This is a genomic window from Planotetraspora sp. A-T 1434, assembly GCF_025420585.1.
Classification (GTDB): domain Bacteria; phylum Actinomycetota; class Actinomycetes; order Streptosporangiales; family Streptosporangiaceae; genus JAOEGB01.
In genome coordinates this window covers 67937-85465 of record NZ_JAOEGB010000005.1, presented here as the reverse complement: position 1 = coordinate 85465, position 17529 = coordinate 67937, and the positions used below count along the sequence as shown (strand labels likewise).

Annotated in this window: 11 protein-coding genes; 10 read left to right on the top strand and 1 reads right to left on the bottom strand. The window is 70.4% G+C overall.

Annotation, left to right across the window (positions count from 1 at the left end):
* Positions 1-110: 110 nt before the first annotated feature.
* Positions 111-2534 carry a Tex family protein gene (locus N5079_RS08420; protein ID WP_261583028.1) on the top strand — a complete coding sequence of 808 codons (2424 nt, stop codon included), beginning with the start codon at positions 111-113 and terminating at the stop codon, positions 2532-2534.
* A 118-nt stretch (positions 2535-2652) separates the two neighbouring features.
* On the opposite strand, the gene N5079_RS08415 is transcribed toward N5079_RS08420, so the two are convergent.
* On the bottom strand, positions 2653-2745 hold the full coding sequence (locus tag N5079_RS08415) for a hypothetical protein (protein ID WP_315967806.1): 93 nt from the start codon (positions 2743-2745) through the stop codon (positions 2653-2655).
* Between N5079_RS08415 and N5079_RS08410 the strand changes: the two genes are divergently transcribed.
* The 9 genes from N5079_RS08410 to N5079_RS08370 all read left to right on the top strand — a co-directional run bounded on the left by N5079_RS08410 (position 2741) and on the right by N5079_RS08370 (position 17421).
* Positions 2741-3169, top strand: coding sequence for a sigma factor (locus tag N5079_RS08410; RefSeq protein ID WP_261583027.1), 429 nt, complete (start codon positions 2741-2743; stop codon positions 3167-3169). The two genes, N5079_RS08415 and N5079_RS08410, sit on opposite strands and share 5 nt — an antisense overlap.
* Before the next feature lie 506 nt (positions 3170-3675).
* Positions 3676-4110, top strand: a complete 435-nt coding sequence (locus N5079_RS08405; protein WP_261583026.1) for a hypothetical protein — start codon at positions 3676-3678, stop codon at positions 4108-4110.
* A gap of 142 nt (positions 4111-4252) precedes the next feature.
* Positions 4253-4840 (top strand): TetR/AcrR family transcriptional regulator, encoded by a 588-nt coding sequence (locus N5079_RS08400; protein ID WP_261583025.1) that lies wholly within the window; start codon positions 4253-4255, stop codon positions 4838-4840.
* Between the two features lie 195 nt (positions 4841-5035).
* Positions 5036-6097: a sugar ABC transporter substrate-binding protein gene (locus N5079_RS08395; RefSeq protein ID WP_261583024.1), complete on the top strand. Its 1062-nt coding sequence runs from the start codon at positions 5036-5038 to the stop codon at positions 6095-6097.
* The gene (locus tag N5079_RS08390; RefSeq protein ID WP_261583023.1) at positions 6094-7581 is read left to right on the top strand and encodes a sugar ABC transporter ATP-binding protein; all 1488 of its coding nucleotides are present in this window, start codon (positions 6094-6096) and stop codon (positions 7579-7581) included. Before N5079_RS08395 ends, N5079_RS08390 begins: the two co-directional genes overlap by 4 nt.
* A gap of 35 nt (positions 7582-7616) precedes the next feature.
* Positions 7617-8618, top strand: a complete 1002-nt coding sequence (locus N5079_RS08385) for an ABC transporter permease (RefSeq protein WP_261583022.1) — start codon at positions 7617-7619, stop codon at positions 8616-8618.
* A gap of 181 nt (positions 8619-8799) precedes the next feature.
* On the top strand, positions 8800-11883 hold the full coding sequence (locus N5079_RS08380; RefSeq protein WP_261583021.1) for a glycosyl hydrolase family 95 catalytic domain-containing protein: 3084 nt from the start codon (positions 8800-8802) through the stop codon (positions 11881-11883).
* A 268-nt stretch (positions 11884-12151) separates the two neighbouring features.
* Positions 12152-16093, top strand: a complete 3942-nt coding sequence (locus N5079_RS08375) for a Pls/PosA family non-ribosomal peptide synthetase (RefSeq protein ID WP_261583020.1) — start codon at positions 12152-12154, stop codon at positions 16091-16093.
* 38 nt (positions 16094-16131) lie between these two features.
* Entirely contained in the window at positions 16132-17421 is a 1290-nt protein-coding gene (locus N5079_RS08370) for a M1 family metallopeptidase (RefSeq protein ID WP_261583019.1), read from the top strand.
* Positions 17422-17529: the final 108 nt, after the last annotated feature.

Below are 17529 nucleotides of genomic sequence, written 5' to 3'. Positions count from 1 at the left end.
GGTGTGGGACGCCCGCGGGGGCGGGGTGCGGGGTCCGCAGGCGAGTGAGGGCGGCCCGCATCGCCGATCCGGCACAATGAGAGCCTCCCGGAAGAAGGTGGATCAGGATTGTGACGATCTCTATTCAGCAGCGGATCGCCGAAGAGCTCGGCGTGCGCGAGAACCAGGTCACCGCGGCCGTCGACCTGCTCGACGGTGGAGCCACGGTGCCGTTCATCGCCCGCTACCGCAAGGAAGCGACCGGCATGCTCGACGACGCGCAACTGCGCACACTCGAGGAGCGACTGCGCTACCTGCGCGAGCTGGAGGAGCGCCGCGCGGCGATCCTGGAGTCCATCCGCTCACAGGGCAAGCTCGACGACGCGCTCGAAGCGCAGATCATGGCGGCCGACTCGAAGGCCCGGCTGGAGGACATCTACCTGCCCTTCAAGCCCAAGCGCCGCACCAAGGCCCAAATCGCCAGAGAGGCGGGTCTGGAGCCGCTCGCCGACAAGCTCCTGGCCGACCCGTCGCTCGACCCGGCGGCCACGGCGGAGGCCTTCGTCGGGGAGGGAGTGGCCGACACGGCGGCGGCGCTGGAAGGCGCCCGCGCGATCCTCGTCGAGCGCTTCGCGGAGGACGCCGACCTCATCGGCGACCTGCGCGAGCGGATGTGGTCCCGCGGCCGTCTGGTCGCCCAGGTCCGGGACGACAAGCAGGAAGCCGGAGCCAAGTTCTCCGACTACTTCGACTTCTCCGAGCCCTTCACCAAGCTGCCCTCGCACCGCATCCTCGCGATGTTCCGCGGCGAGAAGGAAGAGGTCCTCTCTCTCACACTCGACCCCGAGGCGGAGGAGCCGAACGACTACGAACTGCGGATCGCGCGGCGTTTCGGCGTCTCCGACCAGGGCCGTCCTGCGGACAGGTGGCTGGCGGACACCGTCCGCTGGGCGTGGCGCACCCGCATCCTCGTCCACCTCGGCATCGACCTGCGGACCCGTCTGTGGCAGGCGGCCGAGGAGGAGGCCGTCCGGGTCTTCGCCACCAACCTGCGCGACCTGCTGCTGGCCGCTCCTGCCGGCACCCGCGCGACCATGGGCCTCGACCCCGGCCTGCGGACCGGCGTGAAGGTGGCGGTGGTCGACGCGACCGGCAAGGTCGTGGCCACCGAGACGATCTACCCCCACGAGCCGAAGCGGCAGTGGGACCAGTCCCTCGCCGTCCTCGGGCGGCTCGCCGCCGAGCACGGCGTCGATCTGATCGCGATCGGGAACGGCACGGCCTCCCGCGAGACCGACAAGCTCGCCGGGGAGCTCGTCAAGCTCATGCCGAACCTCACGAAGGTCATGGTGTCCGAGGCCGGGGCCTCGGTCTACTCGGCGTCGGCCTACGCCTCCCAGGAGCTTCCCGGTCTGGACGTCTCCCTGCGTGGCGCGGTCTCCATCGCCCGCCGCCTGCAGGACCCCCTCGCCGAGCTCGTCAAGATCGATCCGAAGTCGATCGGCGTGGGGCAGTACCAGCACGACCTGTCCGAGATCAAACTGTCGCGCTCGCTCGACGCGGTGGTCGAGGACTGCGTGAACGCCGTCGGCGTGGACGTCAACACGGCCTCGGCCCCGCTGCTGACCCGCGTCTCCGGCATCGGCTCCGGGCTGGCGGAGCACATCGTGGCGCACCGCGACGCCAATGGCCCCTTCCGGTCCCGGCGCGGGCTGAAGGAGGTGCCGCGGCTCGGCCCCAAGGCGTTCGAGCAGTGCGCGGGCTTCCTCCGCATCCCCGGAGGCGAAGACCCCCTCGACGCCTCCAGCGTGCACCCCGAGGCGTACCCCGTGGTGCGCCGCATCCTCCAGACGACCAAGAGCGACCTCCGCACGCTGATCGGCAACACGGCGGCGCTGCGCTCGCTCAAGCCCGCGGAGTTCGTGGACGACACCTTCGGCCTGCCGACCGTCACCGACATCCTCAAGGAGCTGGAGAAGCCGGGCCGCGACCCCCGCCCGGCCTTCAAGACCGCGACCTTCAAGGAGGGCGTGGAGAAGATCGCGGACCTCGCGCCCGGCATGCTCCTGGAGGGCGTGGTGACCAACGTGGCGGCCTTCGGCGCGTTCGTCGACGTCGGTGTCCACCAGGACGGCCTCGTCCACGTCTCGGCCATGTCCAACACCTTCGTCAAGGACCCGCGCGACGTGGTCAAGCCGGGCGACGTCGTACGTGTGAAGGTGCTCGACGTGGACATCCCGCGCAAGCGCATCTCCCTGACGCTCCGCCTCGACGACGAGACCGCCCCCGGCAACCGCGCGGGCCAAGGCGGCGGCCGAGGCGAGGCGCAGCGAGACGGCCAACGCGGAGGTCAGCGGGGAGGCCAGCGGGAACAGCGCGACGGCGAGCGCGGGGCCTCGCAGGGGGGTCGCGGTGGCCAGCCCCGGCAGAACCAGGGCAGGGCGAGCCGTGACTCTTCCAGGGGTTCCAACCGAGGCTCTGGCGCGCCAAGCGGGGCCATGGCCGAAGCCCTGCGCCGCGCCGGCCTCACCGACCCCGGCTCCCCCACCCGCTGACAGCGGGCGTACCCCGCCCAACAGGCACAGCCGCCGGTATGGCACGCCGCTCGCCCACTCAGGACGAGCGGCGTGCCGTACGCCTTCCCAAAGCGTCGTCAGACGCCGGGCTGACTTCTCAGGTGACCACGTTGTGCAGCCGCTCGTCGGTCTCTCCGTGCTTCTTGGCCGCCGCGACCCCGGCAAAGACGCACGGGCTACAGCCGTTGATCTGGCTGGCGCGCAGGTGGACCAGCCCGACGGACTCGGTTGCCGAGGCGTTCGAGGCCCAGCGCGACCGGCTGCGCGCGGTCGCCTACCGCATGCTCGGATCGCACGCCGACGCCGAGGACGTGGTCCAGGAGACCTGGCTGCGGCTCTCCCGACAGGACACGGCGACCATCCACAACCTTGCCGGCTGGCTGACCACGGTGGTCGGCCGGATCAGCTTCGACGTCCTGCGATCGCGTCAGGCCCGTCCTGAGGCGTCCTACGACGACCGGCTGCCCGAACTCGTCGTGACGGTCGACGACAGCCCTGCGCCAGAGGACGACATGGCGCTCGCCGACTCAGTCGGGCTCGCGCTCCTGGTCGTCCTGGAGTCGCTCAGACCGACACTGCGTGGCGTGCCAGGCGGGTTGAGTATCGCCTCCTGACCGCGACTCCGGCGGCCCTCGAGCTGGATCCCTTGGTGACCCGCTGCCGCAGGCGCACGGTAGCGCGAGCACGGGGCCCGCATGCCCCGGCGCTTGATCAAAGTGCCATGGATTCCAGATCTTTCTCGGAAGGTACGCCTCTTCACGTCACCAGGCCGAGGGCCATCCACAGGTTCTGATCATTGCTCTCGAGGCGCCGGCCTTCCCAGCCATCCACCACTCAGCGTTAACAGGAACGTCGCACCTGGTGCTCACCATTTCCCATATGCCGCTGACCAGAGAAGCTTTTCACGCACGCCGCATAGGATTTGGCTGTGGGCCCGACACCGAATCCGGTATTTTCCGGATTAATCCCTCCCCGACCTACAGCGCCAGCCTCATGTCCGCTGGGATCGATTCCGACAGTGAGCGGATGCCGGGTCGTCACGCCTGGGGCACGGCTCATCCCGGGAGGTCCGGCGACGCCGCCGCCAGCGGGAAGCGTGCCGGGGTTCCTCTCGTTTCCTGTGTTCATCTGGCTTCTCGTGCTGGCTTCGCTGCTACTCCTCGCGCTTCTGTTGATCGGGATCGTTCAGGAAACACGGCTGCGAAAGCGCTTCAAGGGGGAGCGGGCGTTCGTCCGAACGCAGCGTTTCATCGTCGCCGCGGAAGTTGTGGCGTTTGTCTGGCTCGTAACCGCCGCGCTGGCCACACGCATCCAAAGGGAGCAACACGCGGAGGCGTGTGGCTGGCTTCTTCTGTGCGTCATGGCGCTGGCATACCTGACGATCTGGCTAGACCTGAATCTGGAAAAAAGCGCCATTGTGATGGTGCTGGCGGTAATGGTTTTGGCTTATCCCATCGGCCTGTTCGTCATCGATGGCACGGGATCCCCGGAAGAACTCCATCGCGACAAGGACCACGACCACGTCCGTCCCGTCGAACGGGCACGTCCGCTGTAGCCGGGTTCCGGCTGCTCCCACCCGCATGACGTTTAATCAAGCGATTAAACCTTATGATGAGGCCAAACCCAAGGATGAGTGCGCACTGAGCGGGGATGCCGTGGCCGGGAAGCAGCAATCGGGAGCCGAGACACGCGAACGGTTGATCGAGGCGGCTACCGAGACGCTCCGCACCGAGGGGTACGCCGGGACGAGCGCGCGGACGATCGCCAAGGCGGCCGGTGTCAACTCGGCGCTGGTCTTCTACCACTTCGGTGGCGTCGATCCACTGCTGCTGGCCGCCCTCGACCGCTCATCCGAGCAGCGCATGACGGCCTACCGGGAGATCGTGGCGGAAGCGAAGAGCCTGGAGGAGCTCGTCGAGGTCGCCACAGGCATCTACCGGGCGGACATCGAGGGCGGCCACATCACGCTCTTCTCGGAGCTGGTCGGCGCGAGCATCGCCCGGCCCGAGCTGCGGGAGGAGATCGTCAAGCGGGCCGAGCCGTGGATCGACTTCGTCGAGCAGACGCTTGAGCGCGTCATCGGCGGGTCCCCGCTGGCCAAGCTCTTCCCCCCGCGCGACCTCGCGTACGCCGCGATCACGTTCTATCTGGGCGTCAACCTCTTCACACACCTCGACGCGGATCGCACGCGCACCGAGGCCCTGTTCAACCTCGCCGGGCGAGTGGCGCCCCGAGCCAAGCTCCTCACCATGCGCCTCCCCCGCCGCCAAGCCGGCCGCCAGTAAGCAGGCATCGGATGTCTAGCTCGGCCCGGCAGTGCCGTACGGCATGGCCCAGCGGTTCAGCGCGCCGATCGAAGCACGCGAAGGGAACGATCATCGCATATATCGATCGCGGTCACTAATTCGTTAAGGAGGTTGACCATCGCTCACCGGCCCCGATATACATCGGATCATTAGAGCCGATACAGCGGAGGCGATATGAAATTGCGGGGTCCTGCAGGGGCGGTGGCGGGGCTGGCGATGGCGCTGTCACTGGCCGCGTGCGGCTCGGGAGACACGAGCCCCGGCACCACCGGGGGCACGACCGGTGGCGGCGCCGGAGCGGCCGGGGGCAAGGTCGGCATCGACCATCCCCGGGCGGACTCCGACTTCTGGAACTCCTATATCAAGTACGTCCCGGAGAAGGCCAAGGAGCTGGGGGTCGACCTACTCCCGGCGACCAACTCGCAGAACGACGTGCAGAAGCTCGTCGCCAACACGAACGCCCTCGTCGGGCAGGGCGCCAAGGCCATCGTCATGGCGCCGCAGGACACGGGCGCGATCGTGTCGACGCTGGAGCAGCTCGCCAACAAGAAGATCCCGGTCGTCTCCGTCGACACCCGGCCGGACAAGGGCCCCGTCTACATGGTCGTACGCGCCGACAACCGGGCGTACGGGCAGAAGGCGTGCGAGTTCCTCGGCGACAAGCTCGGCGGGAAGGGCGAGGTCGTCCAGCTCATGGGGTCGCTGTCGTCGGTGAACGGCCGCGACCGGGCGGAGGCGTTCCGCGACTGCATGAAGACCAAGTACGCCGGGATCACGGTGTACGAGGCGCCGACGGAGTGGGACGGCGGCAAGGCCGCCGCGATGCTGCAGACCCTGCTCCAGCAGCATCCCGGCATCAAGGGCATCTACATGCACGCGGGCGGCGTCCACCTCGCGCCCACGCTGCAGGTGCTCAAGGCGAAGAACCTGCTCGTGCCGCCCACGGACGCCAAGCACATCTTCGTCGTCTCCAACGACGGAATCCCGCAGGAGTTCGCCGCGATCCGGGCCGGCCAGATCGACGCGACCGTGTCGCAGCCGGCGGACCTCTACGCCAAATACGCCCTTTACTACGCGAAGGCCGCGGTCGACGGGAAGACCTTCACACCGGGACCGACCGACCACGACAGCACGATCATCCAGCTCCCCAACGGCCTGGAGGACCAGCTTCCGGCTCCGCTCGTGACCAAGGATAACGTCGACGACAAGGCGCTCTGGGGAAACCAGATCAAGTGACAGATCAACGGACAGCCGTCGAAGCGGTTGATGTCACGAAGCGTTTCGGCGCCACGGTCGCGCTCACCCGCGCCGGGATACGGATCGCGCCCGGGAGGACGCACGCCCTCGTGGGGCGCAACGGCGCCGGCAAGTCGACGATGGTCTCGATCCTGACCGGGCTCGCCCGCCCGGACGAGGGCACGGTGTCCTTCGGCGGCGAGCCCGCGCCTCCGCTCGGCGACCGGGACGGCTGGCGGCGGCGGGTCGCCTGCGTGTACCAGAGGTCGACCATCATTCCGAGCCTCAGCGTCGCGGAGAACCTGTTCCTCAACCGCCAGTCGGACGGCGGCCCGATCAGGTGGCGGGGGCTCCGCCGCCGTTCGCAGGAGATCCTCGAAAGGTACGGCGTGGCCGTCCGGGCTGACCGGCTCGCGGGTGAGCTGACGGTGGAGCAGCGCCAGCTCGTGGAGATCGCGCGGGCGCTGTCGGCCGGAGCGAGGTTCATCATCCTCGACGAGCCGACGGCGCAGCTCGACGGTCCGGCGATCCAGCGGCTGTTCGCGCGCATGCGCGCCCTGAAGGAACAGGGCGTCACGATGCTGTTCATCTCGCACCACCTGAACGAGGTCTACGAGGTGTGCGACGACGTGACGGTGTTCCGTGACGCGCGGCACGTGCTCACCACGCCTGTAGCGGAGCTGCCGCACGGTGACCTGGTCGCGGCGATGACGGGTGACGCCGTCACGCTGGGCGAGCGATCCGACCGCGCCGCACCGGCGCCGGAGGTCGTGCTACGCACGGACGAGCTGAGCCTCGGGGGGCACTACGAGGACGTCAGCCTGGAGATCCACCGGGGCGAGGTGCTGGGCCTCGCGGGGTCGGGCAGCAGCGGCAAGGTGGCGCTGGCCGAGACCCTCGCCGGGCTGCGCGGGGCCGGCCGTGGCACGGTGTCGATCGACGGCGTACGGCTCCGCCCCGGCGACGTGGCGGCCGCGCTGGAGGCGGGCCTGGGATTCGTCCCCGAGGACCGAAACAAGGAGGGGTTCGTTCCTCTGCTGTCGCTCACGGAGAACGTCACGCTGCCAGTCACGCGAAGGCTTGGCCGGTACGGCGCGGTCTCGACGGCCAGGCAGCGGGCGTACGCCTCCCGGATGATCGGGGAGCTCGACATCCGCGCGAGCGGGCCGGAGCAGCCGGTGGGCGAGCTGTCCGGCGGCAACGCGCAGAAGGCCGTGATGGCCCGGGCCCTCTCCAACGAGCCGAAGGCCCTGGTCGTGGTGGACCCGACGGCAGGGGTTGACGTCCGGGCGAAGGAGGCGCTGCTCGGCGCGATCGAGGACGCGGCACGCCGCGGCTCGGGCGTGCTCGTCGTCTCCGACGAACTCGACGACCTGCGCGTCTGCGACCGGGTGTTGGTGATGTTCCACGGCCGCGTCGTCCGGGACCTGCCGCGCGGCTGGACCGACCAGGAACTGGTCGCCCTGATGGAAGGCGTCGCATAAGTGAATCGCATAGGTGATCAGCGTGAGTGTGTGGCATGACTGAGCGGAGTGAGCGGATGAGGGTCGCGCCGGTCGCGTTGCGGCTCGGCAGGTTCAGGGATCTCACGCTGGTGCCGGTGATCCTCGTCCTGCTCGGGGCGGGCGCGGTGGTGAGCCCGACGTTCCTGACGGCCGAGAACCTCATCAACGTCATGCAGCAGCAGACGGCGCTCGCGCTGGTCGTGCTGGCCGAGGCGCTGATCCTGATCACTGGGAAGTTCGACCTCTCGCTGGAGTCGACCGTGGGCCTCGCGCCCGCGCTGGCGGTGATGCTCGTCATCCCGTCGTCGGCCGGAGGGTTCGGCATCGGGCTGCCCACGTTCCTCGCCATCCCGCTGTGCCTGCTGATCGGGGCCCTCCTCGGGACGGTCAACGGTTTTCTGATTCTGCGTTTCCAGCTCTCGGCGTTCGTCGTCACGCTGGCGATGCTGATCGTCGTGCGGGGGCTCCAACTCGGGCTCACCGGCGGCAAGAGCCTGTTCGAGCTGCCGCAGTCGTTCCTCTATCTCGGCAGCGCCACGTGGCTGGGCCTGCCCGCGTCGATCTGGATCACCGGGGCGCTGTTCGCCGTCGGCATCGTCGCGCTCGGCTACTTCCGGCTGGGCCGGTCGCTGTACGCCATCGGCGGCAACGCGGACGCGGCGCGGGCGGCGGGCGTGCGGGTGGAGCGCGTCGTGTGGGGCGTGTTCGTCATCGGCGGGGTGCTGGCGGCCCTGGCCGGGGTCCTCACCACTGGCTGGCTGGGCTCGATCAGCGCCAACCAGGGCAACGGCTGGATCTTCATGGTGTTCGCGGCGGCGGTGATCGGAGGGGTAAGCCTCGACGGCGGCAAGGGCACGGTGTTCGGCGCGCTGACCGGCGTGCTCGTCATCGGCCTGGTCGAGAACATCCTGACTCTGCGCGGAGTGCCGGGCGAGTGGAAGCAGCTCGTCTACGGCGTGATCATCCTGGTGGCCCTCATGATCAGCCGCCTCGCCGGAGGAAAGGCGCAGGACTAGGCGCTAAGGTCCGATGATTTGGGTCCTTACAGCGCAGATTCCATCCATTAATGTCCTTAACAACCAAATAGATCCGATGTGTGAGGTGCGTATGGACGATGGCAACTGCCCCACCGATGATCACTCCGCCGGCAAATACCCCGCTGACAAGTACCCCGTGTCGCGGCGAACGGTTATCGGCATGGCGGTCGGAGGCGCGGCCGTCGCGGCCCTGTCCCCCTGGGCCCCGGCGGCAGCGGCGACGGCGGGCCGTACGTCCGCCCTGCCCGAGCGGGCCCTCGCCGCGGGGGTGCCGCTCGACAACCGGATGACCACCGACACGCAGTGGGCGGACTTCCTGCGCGGGCAGGACCTGATCTGGAAGAGGCTGCCCACGGTCTGGCACGAAGGCCCCTTCCTCGGCGACGGCCGGCTCGGCTCGATGGTCTACAAGGAGCCGAACCAGAACCAGGTGCGGTTCACCGTCCAGCACGGCGAGGTTCAGGACCACCGGCCGCAGTTCGGCAGCGGCTGGGGCACCGCCCGTCTGCCGGTCGGTCATCTCACCCTGCAGCCGGTCGGCACGATCTCGTCGGTCGACTGGCGCCTCGACCTGTGGAACGCCGAACTGGTCGGCACCATCACGACCAGCTCCGGCACGCTGACGCTGCAGGTGTCCATCCACGACCAGGTCTTCGTGGCCTCGGTCACGCCGAGCGGCTCCGAAAAGGTCAAGTGGGTGTTCACGCCTGAGAAGGCGATCACCCCGCGGTCCGCGTCGGAGGCGCCGCCCTCCGGCTACACGGAGAACCCGACGTGGACGACGAAGACGACCGGCGACGTGAAGCAGGTCATCCAGCCGCTCACCGGGGGCGGCCAGACCGCCACCGCGTACCGGGAGATCGCCGGGCCGTCCTCCGGCCAGCGTCTCCTCTATCTGACGGTCGCGCACAGCTATCCGGCCACCACGGCCGAGGCCACGTCGCTCAACCGCGTGCAGACGGCGAGCGCCGTGGCGTATGCCACCTATCTGAACACCCACCGGGCCTGGTGGCACGACTTCTACAAGAAGAGCTTCGTGTCGATCCCCGACCAGCGCCTCCAGGCGTTCCACTGGATCCAGCTCTACAAGGTGGCCTCGGCCACGCGGGCGGGGGCTCCCGTGATGGCGACGACCGGGCCGTGGCTGGAGCCCACGCCGTGGCCGGCGGTGTGGTGGAACCTCAACGTGGAGCTCGAATACTGGCTGATCCACGGCTCCAACCACCTGGAGCTCGACTCACTCACCTCCACGCTCTCCGACAACAAGCAGCAGCTGATCAACAACGTGGGCAGCGCGTACCGCTCTGACTCCGCGGGCGTGGGCCGCAGCTCCGACATGTTCGCCAACCGGGGCGTGGGCACCCCGGGGTCCGGCGCGGAGGTCGGCGACCTGACCTGGGCGCTGCACAACGTGTGGCTGTCCTACCGCCACACGATGGACGACACGCTGCTGCGGGACACCCTCTTCCCGCTCCTGCGCCGGGCGATCAACTACTACCTGCACTTCCTGACGACCGGCAGCGACGGCAAGCTGCACCTGCCGTCCACGCTCTCACCGGAGTACCCGGTCGTCCCGAGCGGTGACACCAACTACGACCTCGCGCTGATCCGGTGGGGCTGCCAGACCCTGCTGGACTCGTCGGTCCGGCTGGGCATCGCCGACCCGCTGGAGAGCAAGTGGCGGCAGGTGCTCAGCCAGCTCACGCCGTACCCGACCGACTCCAACGGTTACATGATCGGCGCGGGCACGCCGTACGACCAGTCGCACCGGCACTACTCCCACCTGCTGATGATCTATCCGTTGTACCTGGTCAACTGGGACCAGCCGCAGAACTGGGCGCTGATCGAGAAGTCGGTCGTCCGCTGGCAGTCGCTCACCGGCGCGCACCGCGGCTTCAGCTACACGGGCGCCGGGTCGATGTACGCGATGATGGGCCGGGGCGACACCGCCCTGTCGTATCTCATGAAGTTCTTCGACCCCACGACGTCCTTCCCGTGCCGGGCCAACACCCACTACACCGAGGCCGGCCCGGTGATCGAGACGCCGCTGTCGGGCTCGCAGACCATTCACGACATGCTCTGCCAGAGCTGGGGCGGGGTGATCCGCGTCTTCCCCGCCATCCCGTCGGCGTGGAAGGACGTCACGCTGCACGACTTCCGCGTGCAGGGCGCGTTCCTCGTCAGCGCCGTCCGCTCCGGGGGCGTCACCAAGTTCGTACGGCTGCGCAGCCTCGCGGGCGAGCCGCTCCGGCTGAAGCACGGCCTGGCGCAGTCGACGGCGGCCACCGTGTACGAGGCGGAGAACGCGACCATCTCGCAGGGCATCCTGGAGACGCTGCACACCGGGTTCACCGGCACCGGCTACGTCAACCTCGACAACGTCACCGGCAGCTATCTGGAGTTCACCGTGAACGCGGCGACGGCCGGCCCGGTCAACCTGCGCCTTCGCTTCGCGAACGGGACCACCGCCAACCGCCCGACCGCCATCGCGGTGAACGGCACAACGGTTGCCACTCCCGACTTCCCGCCCACGGCCAACTGGGACACCTGGACGACGGTGACGATCCCGGCCACCCTCAACGCCGGGGCCAACAAGATCCGGGCCACCTCGACCACGGCGAACGGCGCCCCCAACCTCGACTCGCTGGAGGTTGAGCCGCAGAGCGTCACCACGAGTTACCAGGCCGAGAGCGCTACCATCTCCCAGGGCGTCGTCGAGTCCAATCATCTGGGCTTCACCGGGACGGGCTTCGTCAACTTCGACAACGTCACCGGCAGCTCGATCGAGTTCACCGTCAACGCGGCGGCCACTACCCGCGCCACGTTCACGTTCCGGTACGCCAACGGCACGACCGTGGAGCGCCCGATGGCCATCACGGTGAACGGCATGAACGCGGGCACCATCCTGTTCCCCGGGACGGCCAACTGGGACACCTGGCAGACCCTCTCGTTCACCGACACCCTCACCGCCGGGACCAACCTCATCAAGGCCACGGCCACGACCGTCAACGGCGGCCCCAACCTCGACCGGCTGGACGTCACGCCCCAGCAGGACTCCACGCTGACGGTCACGCTGGACGACGGCTCGCCCGCCACGTGGCGCGACGCCGGAAACGGAATCATCGAGATCGACCTGGCTAAGGACCGGGAGGTGCTCGTGTACCCTGCCGGTTCCACTCCCCCGCTGACGATCGCCCCGGTCCCCATCAGCCAGCCCGGCGCGGCGTGGGGCCTGCCCAGCTGACCGGTTGAAGCGCCCGTCCCCGGCCCGCCGACCGGCGAGCCGGGGACCAGGTCTTTCACGCCAACGCCCCACGCGGCACGAGGGCGGGCCCCGGCCGTAAGGGATAATCGGTGGAATAGGGCGATCCTGGGCGCTGTTCGCATTCAGGTCCGCCCCAGGCGGGCAGGCACGATTACGAGGGACGGCTCCACGCGCCGCGCGGCCACGCGCGCTCCCCGTGATTAGGACGACACGGCGGAACGGCTGCCGCTCGACGACAGGAGATAGCTTGCGCCCACCAACGGCCGGAACGACGGTTGGAACGGCGGACCTCCTCGCGACGGAAGGACCGTGGGAGACGCCCGCGGTGTTCCCCTCGCGCGGACAGACCCCGGTGGCCCGCACCCTGCTCGACGTGCTCGACCGGACGGCCCGCCGGCACCCCCACCAGCCCGCGCTGGACGACGGCACGGTCATCCTCGACTACGCCGGTCTGCGCGCCGAGGTGGACCGGCTCGCCACCCGGCTGCGCGACATGGGCGTCGGGCCCGGCGACCGCGTCGGCGTGCGCGTGCCGTCCGGCACCGCGGACCTCTACATCGCGATCCTCGGGGTGCTGGCGGCGGGCGCGGCCTATGTGCCGGTCGACGCCGACGACCCGGACGAGCGCGCCGCCCTGGTCTTCTCCGAGGCCGCCGTCTGCGCCTCGATCGGGGCCTCCATCGGGGCCTCCATCGGTCCGGATTCGGCCATCGCCACGCACCGCGCGCCGGCGGGCCGTACAGGAGCGCCGGGGCCGGGCGACGACGCGTGGATCATCTTCACGTCCGGGTCCACCGGCACGCCGAAGGGCGTCGCGGTGACGCACCGCAGCGCCGCCGCGTTCGTGGACGCGGAGGCGCGGCTGTTCCTCGCGGACGCGCCGATCGGACCGGGAGACCGGGTGCTCGCCGGGCTGTCCGTCGCCTTCGACGCGTCCTGCGAGGAGATGTGGCTGGCATGGCGGCACGGCGCGTGCCTGGTGCCCGCTCCGCGCGCGCTCGTGCGGACCGGCATGGACCTCGGTCCCTGGCTGGTGGACAAGCACATCACCGTCGTCTCGACCGTGCCGACCCTGGCGGCGCTGTGGCCGATGGAGACCCTCGACCGCGTCCGCCTGCTCATCTTCGGCGGCGAGGCGTGCCCGCCCGAGCTGGCCGAACGGCTGGCCGTGCCGGGACGCGAACTGTGGAACACCTACGGTCCGACCGAGGCCACCGTGGTCGCCTGCGCGGCGAGGCTGGACGGCGGCGGGCCCGTGCGGATCGGCCTGCCGCTCGACGGCTGGGACCTGGCCGTCGTGGACAAGACCGGTGAGCCGGTCGCCATGGGCGCGACCGGAGAGCTGGTCATCGGCGGAGTGGGGCTCGCCCGCTACCTCGACGAGGCGAAGGACGCCGAGAAGTACGCCCCGCTTCCCGCTCTCGGCTGGGAACGGGCCTACCGCAGCGGCGACCTCGTGCGGGCGGACCCGGAGGGGCTGGTCTTCGTCGGACGGGCGGACGAGCAGGTGAAGCTCGGCGGCCGCCGGATCGAGCTGGGCGAGGTGGACGCCGCGCTGCAGGCGCTGCCCGGTGTCGCGGGCGCGGCGGCGGCCGTGCGGACGGCCGCCGCCGGGCACCAGTTGCTCGTCGGCTACGTCGTCCCCGGCGAGGGCTTCGACCAGGCCGCCGCCAGGGCGCTGCTGCGCGAGTCGCTGCCCGCCGCGCTGGTCCCCCGCCTGGCGTCCGTGGACGCCCTGCCGACGCGGACCTCAGGAAAGATCGACCGTGACGCGCTCCCCTGGCCGCTGCCGACCTCGGCCGGCGCACCCGGTGCCGAAGGCCGGGAAGTGCCGGGACCGCAGGAACTGTCGGAAACGGAGAGATGGCTCGCCGGGCGCTGGGCCGAGATCCTGGGCGTCACGACGAGCGACCCGGACGCCGACTTCTTCACCGAGGGCGGCGGCAGCCTCGCGGCGGCGCGGCTGGTGTCGTTCCTGCGTGAGCGGTACCCCGCCGTCGCCGTCGGCGACCTCTACGACAACCCGACCCTTCGCGGGCTCGCGGCCCACCTGTCCGGGACGGACACCACTCCGATCCGGACGACCGGGCGGACCGTACGGCCGATGCCGGCGCGGGCGTCGGTCGCGCAGGCGGCGCTGATGGTGCCGCTGCTGACCGTCGGCGCCCTGCGCTGGGTGACCGTGCTGGCCACGCTCAACAACCTCTTCTCCTTCCCGTGGGCGCCCGCCGTTCCCTGGGGCTGGGTGCTCGCGGGCTGGCTGCTGTTCCTCACCCCGGCGGGCCGGATGGCCATCGCCGCCGGAGGCGCCCGCGTGCTCCTCCGCGGCGTCACGCCCGGCGCCTATCCGCGCGGCGGCGGCGTGCACCTCCGCCTGTGGGCCGCCGAGCAGCTCGCCGCCCGGCTGGGTGTCGCGGGGGTGTCCGGCGCGCCTTGGATCAACTATTACGCGCGGGCGCTCGGCGCGCAGGTCGGCGAGGACGCCGATCTGCACTCGCTGCCGCCGATCACGGGCATGCTGAACCTCGGGGCCAACTCCGCCGTCGAGCCCGAGGTGGATCTCAGCGGCCACTGGCTCGACGGAGACCTCCTGCACGTCGGCGAGATCCAGGTGGGCGCCGGCGCGACGGTCGGCTCCCGCGCGACGCTCTTCCCGGGCGCGCGGATCGGCAAGAACGCGCAGGTCGCGCCTGGGTCCGCGGTGACGGGCAGCGTCCCGGCCGGCGATCGCTGGGCCGGGGCTCCCGCCATCCGGAAGGGCAAGGCCAGGCGGCACTCCGAGCGGCCGGCGCGCTCCCGGCGGTGGGTCGCCCTGTACGGCCTGTCCGCGCTGGTTCTCAGCCTGCTCCCGGCGGTCGCGGCGCTGGCCGGGCTCGTCGTCCTCGGCCGGTTCCTGCACGGCAGCGCGACGCTGGGCGAGGCGCTGACGGCCGCGCTGTACGGCGTGCCGCTTGCGACGATCACGGGGATGGCCGCGCTGGCCTTCGCGATCCACGTGTGCGTCCGCCTGCTGGCGATCGGCCTGCGTGAGGGCAGCCACCCCGTCCACAGCCGCGTGGCCTGGCAGGCCTGGGCCACCGGCCACCTGATGGCGATGGCCCGCGTCTGGCTGTTCCCGCTGTACGCCAGCGTCCTCACGCCCGCGTGGCTGCGCGCCCTCGGGATGCGGGTGGGCCGCGACGTCGAGCTGTCGACCGTGCTGGCTCTGCCGTCCCTCACCTCCGTCGGGGACGGGGCGTTCCTCGCCGACGACACGATGGTCGCGCCGTACGAGCTGGAGGGCGGGCGGCTGCGGCTGGCCGGCGCGCGCATCGGGAAGCGCGCGTTCCTCGGCAACTCGGGCATGACCGCACCGGGCCGCAAGGTGCCGAAGGACGGCCTCGTCGGAGTGCTCTCGGCGACGCCGAAGAAGGCCAAGGCCGGCTCGTCCTACCTCGGCATGCCGCCGGTCGAGCTCCGCCGTACCGCCGAGGGCGGCGACCGGAGCCGCACCTACGACCCGCCGATCGCCCTGAAGGTGGCCCGCGCGGCCGTCGAGCTGTGCCGGCTCGTCCCGGCGATGGCTACCGTGGCCCTCGCCGTGCTGGTGGCGGCGGCCCTCGAATGGCTCGCGGCGTCGTACGGCTTCGCGGTGGCGGCGCTGCTCGGCGGGGTGACGCTGCTGGCGGCGGGCATCGCGGCGGCCGTGACCGCGAGCCTGGCGAAGTGGGCGCTGGTCGGCCGGATCCGCGCCGGCAACCGCCCGCTGTGGAGCTCGTTCGTGTGGCGCAACGAGCTGGCGGACAACTTCGTCGAGGTGCTGGCCGCGCCGTGGTTCGCCGAGGCCTGGCTGGGGACCGCGCCGCTCAATCTGTGGCTGCGGTCGCTCGGCGCGCGGATCGGGCGCGGGGTGTCGTGCCACACCTACTGGCTGCCCGAGGCGGACCTGATCGAGCTCGGTGACGGGGTGAGCGTGAACCGGGGCTGCGTGCTGCAGACCCACCTTTTCCACGACCGGGTGATGAGCATCGATACGGTGGTGCTGCGGGAGGGCGCGACGCTCGGCCCGCACGGGGTCGTCCTCCCCGCGGCGGAGGTGGGGGCGAACACCACGATCGGGCCCGCGTCCCTGGTGATGCGCGGCGAGTCCGTGCCCGCGCGGACCCGCTGGCTCGGGAACCCGATCGCGGCGTGGGCCCCGTCTGACTGACGCCGCCTGTAGTGCTGAGCAAGGGGACCTGAACGAACGTGAGCGTGGCCCACTCCTACTTTCCGAATCGAGGCGACGACGGGTATCGGGTCGAGCATTACGACCTGTCCCTCGACTACCGGATAGGGCCGAACAAGCTCACCGCCGTGGCGCGGATCTCGGCCGTGGCTACGCGACAGACCGAGTCGTTCGGGCTCGACCTGGGCGCGTTCCGCGTCGGGAAGGTCCTCGTGGGGGGTGCTCAAGCCCGGCACGCCCGCCGGGGTGACAAGCTCGTCGTCACCCCGGCCGCCGCTCTGCGGGAGGGCGAGCCGTTCGTGGCCGAGGTGCACTACGCCGGGACCCCGCGGCCGATCTCGACACGCTGGGGCGAGCTGGGCTGGGAGGAGCTCACCGACGGCGTGCTCGTCGCCAGCCAGCCGATCGGCGCACCGTCGTGGTTCCCCTGCAACGACCGCCCGGACGACAAGGCGGCCTACCGGATCTCGGTGACGACCGCCTCGCCGTACGAGGTCGTCGCGACCGGAGCCCTGGCCGCCAAGCGCCGCGCGGGATCGGCCACCACGTGGGTGTACGAGCAGCGCGAGCCGATGGCGACCTATCTGGCGAGCGTCCAGATCGGGCGATACCGCCAGGAGGTGGTGCCCGGTCCGGTGCCGCAGAGGCTCGCCTTCCCGTGGCGGGCCGCCGCCCGGGTCAGGCACGACTTCGGCCGCCAGGGGCAGATGCTGGAGGCGTTCGCGAAGCGGTTCGGGCCCTACCCGTTCGACGGCTACACCGTCGTCGTGGCGGGCGACGAGCTGGAGATCCCGATCGAGGCTCAGGGCATGTCGATCTTCGGCGTCAACCACGCGGACGGCCGCCGGGGCAGCGAGCGGCTGGTCGCCCACGAGCTGGCGCACCAGTGGTTCGGCAACAGCCTGACGATCGGCGACTGGCGGGACATCTGGCTGCACGAGGGCTTCGCCGCGTACGCGGAGTGGCTCTGGTCGGAGGACTCCGGAGGCGAGCCCGCAGAGGAGCACGCGAGGCGGGCGCACCGGAAGCTGGCCGCGCTGCCGCAGGACTTCGCCCTCGCCGACCCCGGGCTGGACCGGCTGTTCGACGACCGCGTGTACAAGCGCGGCGCGCTCGCCCTGCACGCCCTGCGCCGGACGCTCGGCGACGCGGCGTTCCACCACATGCTGCGCGAATGGACGGCCGCCCACCGATATGGGACCGTCAGCACGCGGCAGTTCACCAGCCACGCCGAGCGCTACAGCACGCGCCCCCTGGAGACGTTCTTCTGGACCTGGCTCCGCGACCCCCGGCTCCCCTTTCTCCCGTAGAGCGCCGGCCATGCGGCCGGTCGGCGAACCCAAAGATCCGATCAATGCTGATATTGACAGCCGAAACTCGCCATATCTAGCATCTGATCAGCGCGATATCCAACTTTT